A 16,185-nucleotide genomic window follows, 5' to 3' on the forward strand; every position below is an offset into this window, starting at 1 on the left:
CTACCTAAACGGAAGGAATATATATAGCTTAACCCAAAAGGGTAATAATAAAAAATGTTGTAAAAATGGTTTGTCTTTTTTTCATTTTATGCGTCTATACCTATCAAATGTATTACTTTTACTGTTATCAAAAAAACAAAAGGTCGATTTTTACGACATTGTCAATTAATAGCCAATAAATTATTAAAATGAAAATATTTTCGAAAGCACAAATTTATGAAGGAGATGTATTAACCTCTAAAAAACAAGGAATTACTTCTACAGATTTGATGGAGCGTGCAGGTACACAAATATTTAATTGGCTACATATGCGTCTGCAAGGTGCTCAAGTACCAATTCATGTCTTTTGTGGAATTGGTAATAATGGAGGAGATGGTTTGGTTGTAGCCAGACACTTAATAACCCATGGATACAACGTTAAAACCTATATCGTTAATCATAGTACAACACGCTCTAAAGATTTTTTAAATAATTATGAGCGCATTAAAAATACTACTAAAGATTGGCCAGTATTATTAAATGATGCTAATGAGTTACCTGTAATTGACGAAAAAGATATTATAGTTGATGCTATTTTTGGTATTGGTTTAAATAGACCTGTTGATGGTTGGATTAAACAATTCTTTAATTACTTTAGAACGACAAAAGCTTTTGTACTGTCTATAGATATACCTTCTGGTTTAGCAACAGACAAAGCACCAAAAGACCCAGAAAGTGTTGTTAATGCAGGATATACCTTAAGTTTTCAGACACCAAAATTAGCTTTCTTTTTACCAGAAACAGCTAAATATACTGTACAATGGGAGGTTTTAGATATTGGTATAGATCCAGAATACCTATATACAACACTAACCGAAGCAGAATTAATTGGTAAAAATGAAGTCTTGCCAATTTATCAACCACGTCAAAAATACAGTCATAAAGGGACTTTTGGACATGCATTAATTATAGGAGGAAGTTATGGTAAAATTGGAGCTGTTACTTTAGCTAGTCGTGGAGCACTAACAATAGGAGCAGGAAAAGTTACTGCTTACACACCAAAATGTGGTTATTTGCCATTGCAAATTGGTTTTCCTGAAGCAATGGTAATTACAGATCAAGACGAAGATAAAATTACTTCTATTGATTTTGATATTTCACCAAGCGTTATCGCATTTGGAGTAGGTGTAGGTACAGATAAACAAACTGTTACTGCTTTTGAAGCTTTTTTAAAGACTAATAAAACAGCGTTAGTTATTGATGCAGACGGACTTAATATTTTATCAGAAAAGAAATCATTATTAAAATTATTGCCAGAAAATACTGTTTTAACTCCACATCCAAAAGAGTTGGAGCGTTTAATAGGTCAATGGGAGGATGATTTTGATAAATTAGAAAAAACAAAAGCATTTTCTAAACAATATAAATGTATAGTTGTTATTAAAGGAGCAAATACTATAACGGTTTTTGGAGATAAGTTTTATGTAAACGCAACCGGAAATCCTGGTTTAGCAACAGCAGGAACAGGAGATGTTTTAACAGGTGTAATTACAGGTTTAATAGCACAAGGTTATGATGCCTTAGCTGCTACGATTTTTGGAGTGTATTTACATGGAAAATCTGCTGATGTTTTAATTGAAAACCTAGGTTATCAAAGTTTTATAGCTAGTCACGTAATTGAAGGAATCCCGTTGGCTTATCTAGATTTGTTTAAACAACCAGAACAGCCTGAAATTGAAGATGAAGCTGATGATAAGAAGAAATAATAATTACTAAAGTATAAAAAAAGCGAACTGTAAAGTTCGCTTTTTTGATGAATATAATTTTGTCGTTTTTTAGATTCCAAAAGAACTGAAATATTCATTTATTTTAGAGTATGATGGTCTTGGTGCATCAGGATTAACAATGTTACCTTCAGGTCCAATTAAAATAAATCGTGGAATTGAGTTAATTTTATAACCAGTTACAAAATCAGATTGAAACGCATTGTCAGCAAATAATTGAATTCCGCTCATGTTTTTCTCAGCAATCATTTTTCTCCATCCTTCTTTAGAAAGTTCAAAGGACTCTTCTTTGCTTGCTGCTCTGTAACCTCTACCATTATCTGTAGATATGCTAACAAAAGCTATATTTTTACCCTCATACTCTTTTTCAAGTTTTTGTAAAGCTGGTATTTCTCCAATACATGGTCCACACCAAGTAGCCCAAACATCTACATATACATATTTTCCTTTTAAGTCAGATAAAGAGGTTGTACCACCTTCGTAATTTTCGTAATTTTCAAAAGTAGGAGATGGTGTTCCTGCTGGTAATTGTTTTTTAAGGTTAATTCCTCCTAAAACAAAAGCTTTTAAGCTTTTAAGCATTGGTTCTGTTTGTGCTTTAGCTTGTGCAATAAGCGTTGAGTCTACAGCTTTATTTTTGTCATAAAAAGCAAACATTTCATCCTTTACGCTAGTTATTTTATTATTCAGCCCTTTTTCGTCAAGATTTTTTAAAACTTCAATATCTATTAAATCTTCCTCAAATTTAAATTTTTCAACTAAAAACACAGAGCTTTCAGAGCCTTTACCAGAAAAGCTAACACTCTCTCGTACATTTTCTCCATCAAGATTCATTGTGATATCAGCATCATTTTCAAGAAATACATTAGTTTGGTCTTTTCCGTCATAAACACCATATACACCTGCTTTGACTTTTAGTGTGTCACTAAATGTTCCGTCTTCATTAACTCTAATTGTTTTTTTAAAGTCTCTTCCTTGGTATATAAATAAAGAATCACTGTTTTTGTTTTCTACCTTACCAGATAAAGTAGCATAATCTTTAGGTTCTTCTTTTTTGCAAGCAACAATAGATAAAGCAGCTATGCAAACTAATAGTTTTTTCATTGTTATAATTTTAGTTTATACCCAAAAATATATAGAATAATTATGGAAGTAAAGTTTTTTTTAATTATTAACAATTACTTGCATATTATTATAGTAATGATGATTTTTGAATGGACAAAACTAACACATGATTATATCTCATATTATTTCTTCTAAGCCATTAGATTTGGCGACTATACAATCCATTATTTTAGAGCAAAAAACTTTAGAATTATCTGAAGAATCTGTAAATAAAATAAAAGAATGTAGAGCTTATTTAAATGAAAAACTAAAATCAGAAACACGACCAATTTATGGTATTAATACTGGTTTTGGATCGTTATATAATGTAAAAATTAATAACGAAAATTTAACGAAGTTACAAGAAAATTTAGTGATGTCTCATGCTTGTGGTACAGGAGATTTAGTGCCAGAACCTGTTGTGAAATTAATGTTGTTATTAAAAATACAATCGCTTAGTTATGGACATTCTGGAGTACAGCTAGAAACAGTACAACGTTTAATAGCTTTTTATAATAACAATATTTTACCATTAGTTTATACACAAGGCTCATTAGGTGCATCAGGAGATTTGGCTCCTTTGGCGCATTTGTCTTTACCTTTAATTGGTAAAGGGAAGGTACAGTATAATGGGAACATTGTAGAAGCAGAAGTAGTTTTAAACCAATACGATTGGCAACCTATAACCTTACAGTCTAAAGAAGGATTGGCTTTACTTAACGGTACACAATTTATGACTGCTTATGGTACAACTTTATTGTTAAAAGCTTACAAATTATCATATTTAGCAGACTTAATTGGTAGTGTCTCTATTGAAGCTTTTGATGGCAGAATAGAGCCTTTTAACGCTTTAATCCATATGGTTAGACCACATAATGGTCAGTTAAAAACAGCGCAACGTGTTAATGATTTTTTACAAGGTAGTCAAATAATTACACAGCAAAAGCAACATGTACAAGATCCTTATAGCTTTAGATGTATACCACAAGTTCATGGAGCAACTAAGGATACTTTATCATTTGTAGAAAAAACGTTTACAACTGAAATTAATTCGGTAACCGATAACCCTAATATTTTTGCTTCTGAAGATGAAATTATTTCTGGAGGGAATTTTCACGGTCAACCTTTAGCCTTAGCTTTAGATTATTTAAAAATAGCTATGGCAGAATTAGGTAATATTTCTGAAAGAAGAGTTTTTCAGTTAGTCTCAGGACTTAGAGGTTTACCAGCCTTTTTGGTAGATAATCCAGGTTTAAACTCTGGTTTTATGATTCCGCAATACACAGCAGCCAGCATAGTTAGTGCTAATAAACAATTGGCAACTCCAGCATCTGTGGATTCTATTGTTTCTAGTAACGGACAGGAAGATCACGTTAGTATGGGAGCAAATGCAGCAACGCAAGCTTATACTTTAATTAATAATGTAGAGCGTGTTTTAGCTATAGAATTATTTAATGCGTCCCAAGCTTTGGCTTTTAGAGAACCTTTAAAGTCTAGTGAGTTTATTGAACAATTTTTATCAAGCTATAGAGTAGTAGTGCCTTTTGTAAAAGAAGACGAAGTTTTGCATGATGACATACAAGCGTCTATTGAATTTATTCAAACTATTGGAATTGATTCAAGCGAATTATTTTAACTCTATTTTATTGTCAATAATTTGTTTTGCCCAATTTTTAGCAACTTCTAAATTTGAGAAAATTTCAAAAGGTTTGTTTAAAAATAATCTTTCAATTTCTGCATTTCTAGCAGCTAATGTATTAGACACTACAGCAAAACCAATTAAGCTTTTAACTTTAGAAACATCAGAGTATACTATTGTGTCTACTGAGTATGAATTGATGCGATTAGAAATATAAACATGAGGTCTATCTCCAAAAACATCTAAAACAAACTTTATGATTTGTGTAGCATGTTTTTTATTCATGTGTACACCTTCATTAATTTCTGAAATAATAATATTATCAGAAACTAAAAGAGTACAGAATGATAATTTAGTTTTTGTATACATTAAAATTTTTAGTTTAAAAAACAACTTATATAATATACGTGTTTTTTTTGAAGATGCAAATATACTTAAAAAGGTAATTACTAAAATAGCATTTGTTATAAAAATATTAGCTAACTATTTTAAAATCAAAATTTTAAATTAACAATTCAATGGTGTCTTTATTCATTTTAATACGAATTATTTAATTATTTAATCTAATTTTAATGATTTCAATTTGTTTTTACTCCAAATAATAGCATCTTCTAATTTTATAAAATGATTGAATTTATTTTCATAAAATTAATTTTCTACACTTAAATTATTTATTGTTAGTGCAATCATTATGTGTTTTTTATTTATGTCGTACAAAGGATATTTTAATAAGTTGGTTCATATTTGTTTAGATAACTATCTAATATAAAAAGCCCATAACGCTAGTTATGGGCTTTGAAATTTATTAGATATAAATTATGATTCAGTAGATTTTTCAGCTTTTTCAATATCAATAGTAATTTCTTCTGTATTACTATCTAAATCCATAATTATTTTATCACCTTCTTGTAATTTGGCAGTAATTATTTCTTCAGCTAAAGCATCTTCAATATACTTTTGGATAGCACGCTTTAATGGACGCGCTCCATATTGTTTATCAAAACCTTTTTCTGCGATGTAATCCTTTGCTGGATCTGTTAATGTTAATGTATAACCTAAACCGTCAATTCGTTTTAATAATTTTTCTAATTCTATATCAATAATTTTATTAATGTCTTCTTTTTCAAGAGCATTGAATACAATAACATCATCGATACGGTTTAAAAATTCTGGTGCAAACGACTTTTTAAGTGCGTTTTCAATAACGCTTCTTGCATTAGCATCTTCTTGAGATTTTTGAGAGGCAGTACCAAAACCAATTCCTGTTCCAAAATCTTTAAGTTTTCTAGCTCCAATATTAGACGTCATTATAATAATGGTGTTTCTAAAGTCTATTTTACGACCTAAACTGTCTGTTAAATAGCCATCATCCAATACTTGTAATAACATATTGAAAACATCAGGATGAGCTTTTTCTATTTCATCTAAAAGAATAACAGCATATGGTTTGCGTCTAACTTTTTCTGTTAATTGACCACCTTCTTCATAACCTACGTATCCTGGAGGTGCACCAATTAATCTAGATATGGCAAATTTCTCCATGTATTCACTCATGTCTATTCTAACCATAGCTTCTTCACTATCAAATAATTGTTTTGATAACACCTTAGCTAATTGGGTTTTACCAACACCTGTTTGTCCTAAAAATATAAACGAACCAATTGGTTTATTTGGATCTTTAAGTCCAGCACGATTACGCTGAATGGCTTTAACAACTTTCGCAACCGCTTCATCTTGACCTATAACTTTACCTTTAATTAATTCAGGTAATTGAGCTAATTTATTGCTTTCGGTTTGTGCAATACGATTAACAGGTACGCCTGTCATCATAGATATAACATCAGCTACGTTATCTTCCGTAACAGTTTCTTTATGTTGTTTAGTGTCTTCTTCCCATTTTTCTTGAGCAACTGCTAATTCTTTTTCAAGACGTTTTTCGTCATCACGTAGTCTTGCAGCTTCTTCGTATTTTTGTTTTTTAACTACCGAATTTTTAGTTTCTCTAACTTCTTCAAGTTTTTTCTCTAATTCAATAATCTGCTTTGGTACGTCAATATTAGTAATGTGTACACGTGATCCAGCTTCGTCTAAAGCATCAATAGCTTTGTCTGGTAAAAAGCGCTCAGTCATATAACGATTAGTTAATTTAACACAAGCTTCAATAGCTTCATCTGTATATTCTACATTATGATGCTCTTCATATTTACCTTTTATATTGTTTAAAATTTCAATAGTTTCTTCTACAGTTGTAGGTTCTACTATCACTTTCTGGAAACGACGCTCTAAAGCACCATCTTTTTCGATGTATTGTCTGTACTCATCAAGCGTTGTAGCACCAATACATTGTATTTCGCCTCTAGCTAAAGCAGGTTTAAACATGTTGGAAGCATCAAGGCTTCCGGTTGCTCCACCAGCTCCAACTATAGTATGAATTTCGTCTATAAATAAAATGACATCATCATTTTTTTCAAGTTCATTCATTACAGCCTTCATACGTTCTTCAAACTGTCCTCTGTATTTGGTTCCAGCCACAAGGCTAGCTAAATCTAAAGTAACGACACGTTTGTTAAATAAAATACGTGAGACTTTACGTTTAACAATTCTGTTTGCTAGTCCTTCTGCAATTGCAGATTTACCAACACCAGGTTCACCAATAAGTAATGGGTTGTTCTTTTTACGTCTAGAAAGTATTTGAGAGACACGCTCAATTTCTTTTTCTCGTCCCACTACAGGATCTAATTTACCTTCTTCAGCCATAGCTGTAAGGTCGCGTCCAAAATTATCTAAAACAGGTGTTTTAGACTTTTTGTTACCTTTAGCACCTGGAGTGTTAAATATGTCTTTAGAACCAGAGTCTTCAGAAGGAGAGTCGTCTTGAAAAGACTCGGCTTTAGGAGCTCCAGTAATATCTTCAAAGTTATCGTCGTTTGTTATCATTGACTTAAATTGTTCTTTAACGTTATCATAATCTACTTTCAACCTATTTAAAAGTTTAGTTGTAGGGTCGTTTTCGTTTCTTAAAATACACAATAATAAATGCGCAGTATTAATTGATGTACTTTGAAACAGTTTAGCTTCCAGAAAAGTTGTTTTTAACGCACGTTCTGCCTGACGTGTTAAGTGTAAGTTTTTCTTTTCGTTAGAAGTTATTGTGGTATTCGGGTTTGCAGGACTTAATATTTCTACTTTTCGTCTTAAGTGATTTAAATCAATATCTAACGAGTTTAAAATATTAATAGCTTTTCCGTTTCCGTCTCTTAATAAACCAAGCATTAAGTGTTCTGTGCCTATAAAGTCATGTCCTAAGCGTAACGCTTCCTCTTTGCTATAAGCAATAACATCTTTAACTCTTGGTGAAAAATTATCATCCATATATTTGTTCCTTTCAGCTTTAAAAATAGTAAACATAATTAGTAATGGCAAAAACTATACCTTAAATAATATGTTAATTGTTTGAAGATTGAAAGTACGCATAATTTAAAAATAAACCATAAATATCTTCTTAATTAAAATGGATATATAAATTGTTAATAAAAACGTTAAAAAAGAGACTTAAAACGCTTATCGTTACTAATGAAAGTTTTATATTAGCGTGTTTTGAAATAATGAATAATATTAATTAAAAATATATATGGCAGAAGGAGAAAAACTCATTCCAATTAACATTGAAGACGAAATGAAATCGGCTTACATTGATTATTCAATGTCAGTCATTGTGTCACGTGCATTACCAGACGTAAGAGATGGTTTAAAACCAGTACACAGACGTGTACTTTACGGTATGCATGAATTAGGTGTTAGAGCCAGTTCTGCGCACAAAAAGTCTGCGAGAATAGTTGGAGAGGTTTTAGGTAAGTATCACCCACATGGTGATACATCAGTATATGATACTATGGTACGTATGGCTCAAGAATGGAGTTTACGTTACATGTTAGTAGATGGTCAAGGTAACTTTGGATCTGTTGATGGAGATAGTCCTGCAGCAATGCGTTATACAGAAGCACGTATGCGTAAGATATCTGAAGACATGTTGGCAGATATTGATAAAGAAACTGTAGATCATAAGTTAAACTTTGATGATACGTTAGAAGAACCTACCGTTTTACCAACACGTATTCCTGGTTTATTAATTAATGGAGCCTCAGGTATTGCTGTAGGTATGGCTACTAATATGCCACCACATAATTTATCTGAAGTTGTAGATGGTACAATAGCTTATATCGATAATCCAGATATTGAAATAGACGAAATTATTACACATATTAAAGCTCCAGATTTTCCTACAGGAGGAACTATATATGGTTATGATGGTGTTAAAGAAGCATTTCATACAGGTAGAGGACGTATTGTTATGCGTGCCAAAGCTAACATTGAAGAAGTGCAAGGTCGTGAATGTATTATTGTAGACGAGATTCCTTATCAAGTCAATAAAGCAGACATGATTAAAAAAACTGCAGACTTAATTAATGACAAAAAGTTAGAAGGTATTTCTACTATTCGTGACGAGTCTGATAGAAACGGTATGCGTATTGTTTACGTTTTAAAACGTGATGCAATACCAAATATCGTATTAAACAAGTTGTATAAATACACCGCTTTACAGTCCTCTTTTAGTGTTAATAATATTGCATTGGTTAATGGTAAGCCACAATTATTAAATGTAAAAGAGTTAATTCATTATTTTGTTGAACACAGACATGATGTTGTTGTTAGACGTACTAAATATGAATTAAGAAAAGCAGAAGAAAGAGCACATATCTTAGAAGGATTAATTATTGCATCAGATAATATTGATGAAGTAATTGCTCTTATTAGAGCGTCTTCAAATGCAGATGAAGCTCGTACAAAATTAATAGAACGTTTTAAGTTATCTGAAATACAGGCTAAAGCAATTGTCGAAATGCGTCTACGTCAATTAACAGGACTAGAGCAAGACAAATTACGTAGTGAGTATGAAGAAATCATGAAAACCATTGAAGACCTTAAAGATATCCTTGATAAAAAGGAACGCAGAATGCAAATCATTAAGGACGAGCTACTTGTTGTTAAAGATAAGTATGGTGATGAGCGTAGATCTACAATTGAATATGCAGGAGGAGACTTAAGTATTGAAGATATGATTCCTGATGAGCAGGTAGTTATTACCATCTCTCATGCTGGATATATCAAACGTACCTCTTTAACAGAATATAAAACTCAAAATAGAGGTGGAGTAGGACAAAAAGCATCGACAACTAGAAATGAAGATTTCTTAGAACATTTGTTTGTTGGAACCAATCACCAATATATGTTGTTCTTTACTCAAAAAGGAAAATGTTTTTGGATGCGTGTTTATGAAATTCCTGAAGGAAGTAAAACTTCAAAAGGTAGAGCAATCCAAAACCTTATCAATATAGAGCAGGATGACAAAGTAATGGCATTTATATGTACTCAAGATTTAAAAGATGAAGAGTATATTAATAGTCATTATGTCATAATGGCAACTAAAAAAGGTCAAGTTAAAAAAACTGCTTTAGAACAATATTCTAGACCAAGAACCAACGGTATTAATGCCATCACTATTAAAGAGGATGACGAATTATTAGAAGCTAAATTAACGACCGGAAATAGTCAAATTATGATAGCGCTTAAATCTGGTAAGGCTATTCGATTTGAGGAAGCAAAAACTAGACCAATGGGTAGAAATGCTTCAGGTGTAAGAGGTATTACCTTAGCACATGCAGAAGATGAAGCTATTGGAATGGTAATCGTAGAAAACCCTCAAGAGGAAACTGTTTTAGTGGTTTCTGAAAATGGATATGGTAAACGTACCTATATAGATGATCCAGAAGATGGTGAAGCAGTATACAGAATTACTAACAGAGGAGGAAAAGGTGTTAAAACCATTTCAATATCTGAAAAAACAGGAGGATTAGTATCTATTAAAACAGTAACAGACACTGATGACCTTATGATTATTAATAAGTCAGGAATTGCAATACGTATGGCTGTTGAAAGTTTACGTACAATGGGAAGAGCTACACAAGGAGTTAAATTGATTAACTTAAAAGGTAAGGATTCTATTGCAGCTGTTGCAAAAGTGATGAAAGATGAAGATGAGGATATAGAAAATCCGTCAGATGACCTTGAAAACACTGCCAATTTAGAAGATGGCACAACTATTGATAATTCAGAAGAAGAATAATAACATTAACAAATTATATTAAAAAAACAAAAAATGAAAAAACAATTAATACTTGCTGTAGCATTACTTGTAACTGTATTTTCTTTTGGACAAAAAAAGGAAATTAAGGCTTTAGAAAAAGCTGTTAAAAACAATAATTATGCTGAAGCTAAAGCATTAGTAGGTCAACTTGAGTCTATGGAAAGTGCTATGGACAGTAAGTTAAAAAGCAAATATAACTTAGCAGCAGCAAAAGCATACTTTGCAAATGGAGCAAATACAACAGCTGATTTAGAAAAAGTTTCTAAATATTTAGGGTATTTTGATGAAAAAGAAACACCATTAGTTGAAGATTTCAAACGTACAATTGAAAATGATTTAATAACTAAAGCAAACGATTTTTATACTGGTAAGCAATACGGTAAAGCTGCTTTAGCTTTTGAAAACTTATATAATGTAAATAAAACCGAAGAAAACTATCTGTATTATGCAGCATCTAGTGCTTTAAATAACCAAGATATGGATGGAGCTTTAAAGTATTATTTAAAGTTAAATGATTTAGGTTATACAGGTGTAGAAACACAGTACTTTGCAATTAATAAGGCTAGTGGTCAAGAAGAAATTTTTAATAAAGCAACAAGAGATAGCTATGTTAAAATAGGAACTCATATTAGTCCTGGTGAAAGAACAACTGAGTCTAAAGCTGGAGAGATTACTAAAAATATAGCTTTAATTTATGCTGGAAAAGGTGAAGATGATAAAGCTTTAGCTGCAATGAAAAAAGCTAGAGAAGCTAATCCAGAAGATTCTAATTTAATAGTTACAGAAGCTAACTTACAATATAAATTAGGTAACACTGAAAAGTACCAAGAGTTAATTAGTTTAGCTTTAGAAAGAGATCCAAACAATGCTGATTTACTTTACAACTTGGCAGTATTGTCTAACGATTCTGGAGATAAAGTAAAAGCTAAAGAATATTACCTTAAATCTTTAAAACTAAACCCAGAAAACACTAATACATTAACTAATTTAGCAGCTTTAGTGTTAAGTGAAGAGCAATCTATTATTGATGAGATGAATGGTTTAGGTACATCTGCAGCTGATAATAGAAAATATGATGAGTTAAAAGATAAGCGTACAGACCTATATAAAGAAGCAATTCCTTATTTAGAAAAAGTATTAGCAATTAATCCTGAAAACCCTGATGTTAAATCAACTTTAGCAAGTATTTATAGCGCTGTTGGAGAAGATGCAAAAGCAAAAGCTTTAAGAAATTAAGTAATTGATTTCTAATAAAAAAAGCCTTCATGCAAATGAAGGCTTTTTTATATGATTTTTTTAATGACTCTAAGCTTGTGTGTGTGTAGTCGCTTATCTACATTATAAATACCAGTATGGTCTAACCTATCAATTCTTACTTTACCATGAGCATGAATAATGTAATTATCTTGCATGATAATACCAACGTGAGTTATTATTCCTTCGTTGTTATCAAAAAATGCTAAATCACCAGGTTCGCTTTCTTCAATAAAGCTTAAAGCTTCACCTTGAGTGGCTTGTTGTGAGGCGTCTCGTAGTAATTTATAACCATTTAACCTATATACCATCTGTGTAAATCCGCTACAATCTATTCCAAATGGAGATTTTCCTCCCCAAAGGTATGGAGCATTTAGATACTTAAAAGCTGTAGAGATTAATTCGCTTTTTGGTAATTTATTCTCAACAAAAATTCCCTCAAAAGTATGGTTCAATAATTCCAAACCAATTAATGAAGATCCTAAAACTATAGTGTTTAATTGATCTTTATCATCCTGTATAAATTCAACTAAATCTGTAGATAATTTTAAAGGCTTATTATTTAAGTCTTTGTATTGTTCTTCCGTAATTTCAAGATATTGCTTATTATCAATCCAGCCTTCATATTTATCAAAAGCTAATCTTATTTTGCTCCATTGCTTGCGTTGCTCTAAAACTTTAAAGGTATCTCCATACAATACCTGCGATATTAACTCGCTTGTATCAGAGGTTTCAAGTCTTAAAGGAACAATACTTAAACTACAAATTCCGAATTGCATTATTAGGATTTAGTGACGTTCTATAATTACTGCTGAAGCACCTCCACCACCATTACAAATGGCTGCAGCTCCTGTCTTTGCATTATTTTGCTCTAAAACACTTAATAATGTAATTAATATTCTAACACCAGAACACCCTAATGGATGACCTAATGATACAGCTCCACCATTTACATTTACATTACTATCATCAAGCCCTAATATTTTCATGTTAGCTAAACCAACAACAGAAAAGGCTTCGTTAAACTCAAAATACTCAACATTATCAATTGATATTCCAGCTTTATTTAATGCTTTTGGTAATGCTTTAGATGGTGCAGTTGTAAACCATTTTGGTTCATGTGCAGCATCTGCATATCCAGTTATAGTAGCTAATGGTTTTAAACCTAATTCCTCTGCTTTTTCGGCACTCATTAATACCATCGCTCCAGCACCATCATTTATTGTAGATGCATTTGCAGCAGTTACAGTTCCATCTTTAGAAAAAGCTGGACGTAAATTTGGTATTTTTTCCATTTTAACGTTAGTAAATTCTTCATCTTTACTAACAATTATAGGTTCTCCACGTCTTTGTGGTACTTCTACAGGTACAACTTCATTATCAAATTTTCCCGCTTCCCAGGCAGCAGCAGATCTAGTATAACTTTGTACTGCGTAAGCATCTTGATCTTCTCTTGTAAAGTCATATTCTGTTGCACATGCGTCTGCACAAACACCCATTGCATTTTGGTCGTATGCATCAACTAAACCGTCTTTTTGCATTCCATCAATTAAGGTGGCTGGTCCAAATTTGGTTGCTGATCTTGCATGAAAATAATGAGGAATCATACTCATGTTTTCCATACCACCTGCAACAATAATATCTGCATCACCTAAAGCAATACTTTGAGCAGCTTGCATAACAGTTTTCATACCAGAAGCACAAACTTTATTAATAGTAGTGCAAGGGACAGTATTAGGTATTCCAGCGTATATAGCAGCTTGTCTTGCAGGTGCTTGACCTGTTCCTGCTTGTACTACATTACCCATTAACACTTCCTGTACTAATTCTGGTTTTAAATTTATTTTATCTAAAGCTCCTTTTATAGCAATTGCACCTAACTTAGTAGCAGGTACAGTACTTAAAGCACCTAAAAAACTACCAATTGGTGTTCTAGCTGCAGAGACAATAACGACTTTTTTACTCATAATTAATGAAATTTGTTAAAGCACGAAATTACTAATTTTTTTAGAAATTTTTAGCCTATTCTTCATATTATAACTTTATGTACTACTATAATTTATTACATTTGAAAAACACCATATTACAAGCATGAAAGATCATATTAACGCTATCTATAAAAATCATTCACAGTTTTATAAGATATTATTATTTGTAGTGACGACTATTTTAATTGTCTTTTTTTTCCAAAGAGTGGTCGTTTTAAATATAATTTTGAAAAAGGAAAACCTTGGCAGACAGAAAACTTATATGCACCTTTTAATTTTGGTATACAAAAATCGGTTAATGAAATTAATGATGAAAAAAACTTAATAGCTAATCAAACTACACGTTTTTTTAACAAGCAAAAGGGAGTAGAATCTGAAGTTGTAAAAGATTTTAAAGAAGCATTTAATAAGACTTTTAATGATTCTTTAAACAATTATAAAGGATTAAAAAGTAAAGCAAATTCAATTTTAAATGATTTTTATAAGTATGGTATATTAAATGAAAATTTAGATTTAAAAAATTCTAATAAAGCAGTTATTTTAATTGATAATGTTGAAAAACAAACCACTACTTATAAAAATTTACAAAAATTAGGAACATTAAAATATAGTATCGAAAAACAACTTAAAGGGACTAGTTTAGAAATCTATTCAAACAAACTTACAGCGCTTTTCTTTGACGTTATAAAAACAAACTTAACCTATAATAAAGCACTATCTGATAATGTTTTAAAAGAAGCTTTAGATAAGATTTCAAAAAATAGAGGAGTAGTTGATAAAGGAACTTTGATAATATCAAAAGGAGAAGTTGTAAATGATGAAAAGTTTCAGGTTTTGACATCATTATCAAAACAATATGAAACTCAAGTTTGGAGTAAATCAAGCTATAATTGGATTGTTTTTGCATACACATTACTAGTTTCATTAGCTTTACTTATGTTATTACTTTTTATTAGAAAATATCGCAGAGATGTTTATCAAAATAATACAAAAGTGACCTTCATATTTTTTAACGTATTTGTAATGGTGTTATTAACAACATTGATTGTTAATTACAATTCGGAGTATGTGTATTTAATTCCAATTACTATATTACCTTTAGTCCTAAAAGCTTTCTTTGATGCACGTTTAGGATTATTTACACATGTTATAACCGTTTTATTATTAGGATCAATAGTACCTAATAGTTATGAGTATATGTTTTTGCAAATCATTGCAGGTATAGTGACTATCTTAACAGTTTCAGAATTATATAAAAGAGCAAATCTTTTTATATCAGTAGGACAAATAACCTTAGTGTATATTATTGCATATTTTGCATTTTTTGTAATACATGAAGCTAGTGTAGATAATCTAAAATGGGAAACCTTTGGTTTGTTCATTTTATGTGGGCTAGCAACGTTATTTGTACAACCCATTATTTATGTCTACGAAAAATTATTCGGCTTAATCTCTGATGTTTCATTATTGGAATTATCAGACACAAATTCAAAATTGTTGAAAGAATTATCAAATAAAGCTCCAGGTACATTTCACCATTCGCTTAACGTTGCTAATTTAGCTGAAGCTTCTGCAAACGAAATTGAAGCAAATGCAATGTTAGTAAGGGTTGGCGCATTGTATCATGATATTGGAAAGATGAAATCACCCATATATTTCACAGAGAACCAGTCGTCAGGTATTAATAGACACGATGAACTTACGCCAAGAGAAAGTGCTAAAATCATTATTAATCACGTTTTGGATGGTATAGAAATAGCTAAAAAATATAATTTACCAGATAGAGTAATAGATTTTATTAGGACGCACCATGGTACTAGTCAAGTTTATTATTTTTATATGAAAGAAAAAGCAAATAATGAAAATGTAGATATTAGTGATTTTACATATCCAGGTCCAAAACCTTTTAGTAAAGAAACAGCCATTTTAATGATGTGTGATAGTGTTGAGGCTGCTTCAAAAAGTTTAAAAGATCCAACATCAAGTAAAATTGATAATTTTGTTGAAAATATAATAAATAAGCAAAAAGATAGTGGACAATTTTTAAATGCCGATATAACTTTTAAAGAAATTGAGTCGATTAAAAAAGTGCTAAAACGCAAGCTTGCAAATATTTACCATTTAAGAATTGAATATCCAGAATAATTTTTGAAAAAAAACTTCAAAAAAGGTTGTGAAATTTAATAAAGTATTATAAATTTGCACCCGCAATTAATTGCATTGTTCATTACA

9 protein-coding genes and 1 pseudogene are annotated in these 16,185 nt (G+C 31.0%); 5 read left to right on the forward strand and 5 right to left on the reverse strand.

All coding sequences use genetic code 11. The features are described from left to right. Positions 1-188 precede the first annotated feature (188 nt). The gene (locus AC0L4B_RS11185; RefSeq protein WP_473436980.1) at positions 189-1,745 is read left to right on the forward strand and encodes an NAD(P)H-hydrate dehydratase; all 1,557 of its coding nucleotides are present in this window, start codon (positions 189-191) and stop codon (positions 1,743-1,745) included. A gap of 69 nt (positions 1,746-1,814) precedes the next feature. On the opposite strand, the gene AC0L4B_RS11190 is transcribed toward AC0L4B_RS11185, so the two are convergent. Next, positions 1,815-2,867, reverse strand: a complete 1,053-nt coding sequence (locus tag AC0L4B_RS11190; RefSeq protein WP_473436981.1) for a TlpA family protein disulfide reductase — start codon at positions 2,865-2,867, stop codon at positions 1,815-1,817. 127 nt (positions 2,868-2,994) lie between these two features. On the opposite strand from AC0L4B_RS11190, the gene hutH reads away from it, so the two are divergent. Then, positions 2,995-4,503: a histidine ammonia-lyase gene (gene hutH, locus AC0L4B_RS11195; RefSeq protein ID WP_473436982.1), complete on the forward strand. Its 1,509-nt coding sequence runs from the start codon at positions 2,995-2,997 to the stop codon at positions 4,501-4,503. On the opposite strand, the gene AC0L4B_RS11200 is transcribed toward hutH, so the two are convergent. Both AC0L4B_RS11200 and AC0L4B_RS11205 read right to left on the reverse strand, forming a co-directional pair. Then, a complete protein-coding gene (locus AC0L4B_RS11200) occupies positions 4,495-4,875 on the reverse strand; it encodes a hypothetical protein (RefSeq protein WP_473436983.1) in 381 nt (126 codons plus the stop codon). The two genes, hutH and AC0L4B_RS11200, sit on opposite strands and share 9 nt — an antisense overlap. Before the next feature lie 447 nt (positions 4,876-5,322). Then, positions 5,323-7,878 (reverse strand): ATP-dependent Clp protease ATP-binding subunit, encoded by a 2,556-nt coding sequence (locus AC0L4B_RS11205; protein WP_054850862.1) that lies wholly within the window; start codon positions 7,876-7,878, stop codon positions 5,323-5,325. A 259-nt stretch (positions 7,879-8,137) separates the two neighbouring features. Between AC0L4B_RS11205 and gyrA the strand changes: the two genes are divergently transcribed. After that, positions 8,138-10,690 (forward strand): DNA gyrase subunit A, encoded by a 2,553-nt coding sequence (gene gyrA / locus AC0L4B_RS11210; protein ID WP_054850801.1) that lies wholly within the window; start codon positions 8,138-8,140, stop codon positions 10,688-10,690. A gap of 33 nt (positions 10,691-10,723) precedes the next feature. After that, the gene (locus AC0L4B_RS11215; protein ID WP_473436984.1) at positions 10,724-11,947 is read left to right on the forward strand and encodes a tetratricopeptide repeat protein; all 1,224 of its coding nucleotides are present in this window, start codon (positions 10,724-10,726) and stop codon (positions 11,945-11,947) included. A gap of 47 nt (positions 11,948-11,994) precedes the next feature. Here AC0L4B_RS11215 and AC0L4B_RS11220 read toward each other — a convergent pair whose 3' ends face one another. Both AC0L4B_RS11220 and AC0L4B_RS11225 read right to left on the reverse strand, forming a co-directional pair. Continuing rightward, positions 11,995-12,744, reverse strand: a complete 750-nt coding sequence (locus tag AC0L4B_RS11220; RefSeq protein WP_473436985.1) for a C40 family peptidase — start codon at positions 12,742-12,744, stop codon at positions 11,995-11,997. A 9-nt stretch (positions 12,745-12,753) separates the two neighbouring features. After that, positions 12,754-13,932, reverse strand: coding sequence for an acetyl-CoA C-acyltransferase (locus tag AC0L4B_RS11225; protein ID WP_473436986.1), 1,179 nt, complete (start codon positions 13,930-13,932; stop codon positions 12,754-12,756). 124 nt (positions 13,933-14,056) lie between these two features. On the opposite strand from AC0L4B_RS11225, the pseudogene AC0L4B_RS11230 reads away from it, so the two are divergent. Then, positions 14,057-16,098: pseudogene (locus AC0L4B_RS11230) on the forward strand (HD family phosphohydrolase). Positions 16,099-16,185 lie beyond the last annotated feature (87 nt).

This window comes from Olleya sp. NP1-10 (assembly GCF_055804415.1).

What these genes read in the sequence shown, in the direction of transcription:
- AC0L4B_RS11185 (WP_473436980.1), top strand. Translation starts at nt 189, where the DNA reads ATGAAAATATTTTCGAAAGCACAAATTTATGAAGGAGATGTATTAACC.
- AC0L4B_RS11190 (WP_473436981.1), bottom strand. Translation starts at nt 2,867, where the DNA reads ATGAAAAAACTATTAGTTTGCATAGCTGCTTTATCTATTGTTGCTTGC.
- hutH (WP_473436982.1), top strand. Translation starts at nt 2,995, where the DNA reads ATGATTATATCTCATATTATTTCTTCTAAGCCATTAGATTTGGCGACT.
- AC0L4B_RS11200 (WP_473436983.1), bottom strand. Translation starts at nt 4,875, where the DNA reads ATGTATACAAAAACTAAATTATCATTCTGTACTCTTTTAGTTTCTGAT.
- AC0L4B_RS11205 (WP_054850862.1), bottom strand. Translation starts at nt 7,878, where the DNA reads ATGGATGATAATTTTTCACCAAGAGTTAAAGATGTTATTGCTTATAGC.
- gyrA (WP_054850801.1), top strand. Translation starts at nt 8,138, where the DNA reads ATGGCAGAAGGAGAAAAACTCATTCCAATTAACATTGAAGACGAAATG.
- AC0L4B_RS11215 (WP_473436984.1), top strand. Translation starts at nt 10,724, where the DNA reads ATGAAAAAACAATTAATACTTGCTGTAGCATTACTTGTAACTGTATTT.
- AC0L4B_RS11220 (WP_473436985.1), bottom strand. Translation starts at nt 12,744, where the DNA reads ATGCAATTCGGAATTTGTAGTTTAAGTATTGTTCCTTTAAGACTTGAA.
- AC0L4B_RS11225 (WP_473436986.1), bottom strand. Translation starts at nt 13,932, where the DNA reads ATGAGTAAAAAAGTCGTTATTGTCTCTGCAGCTAGAACACCAATTGGT.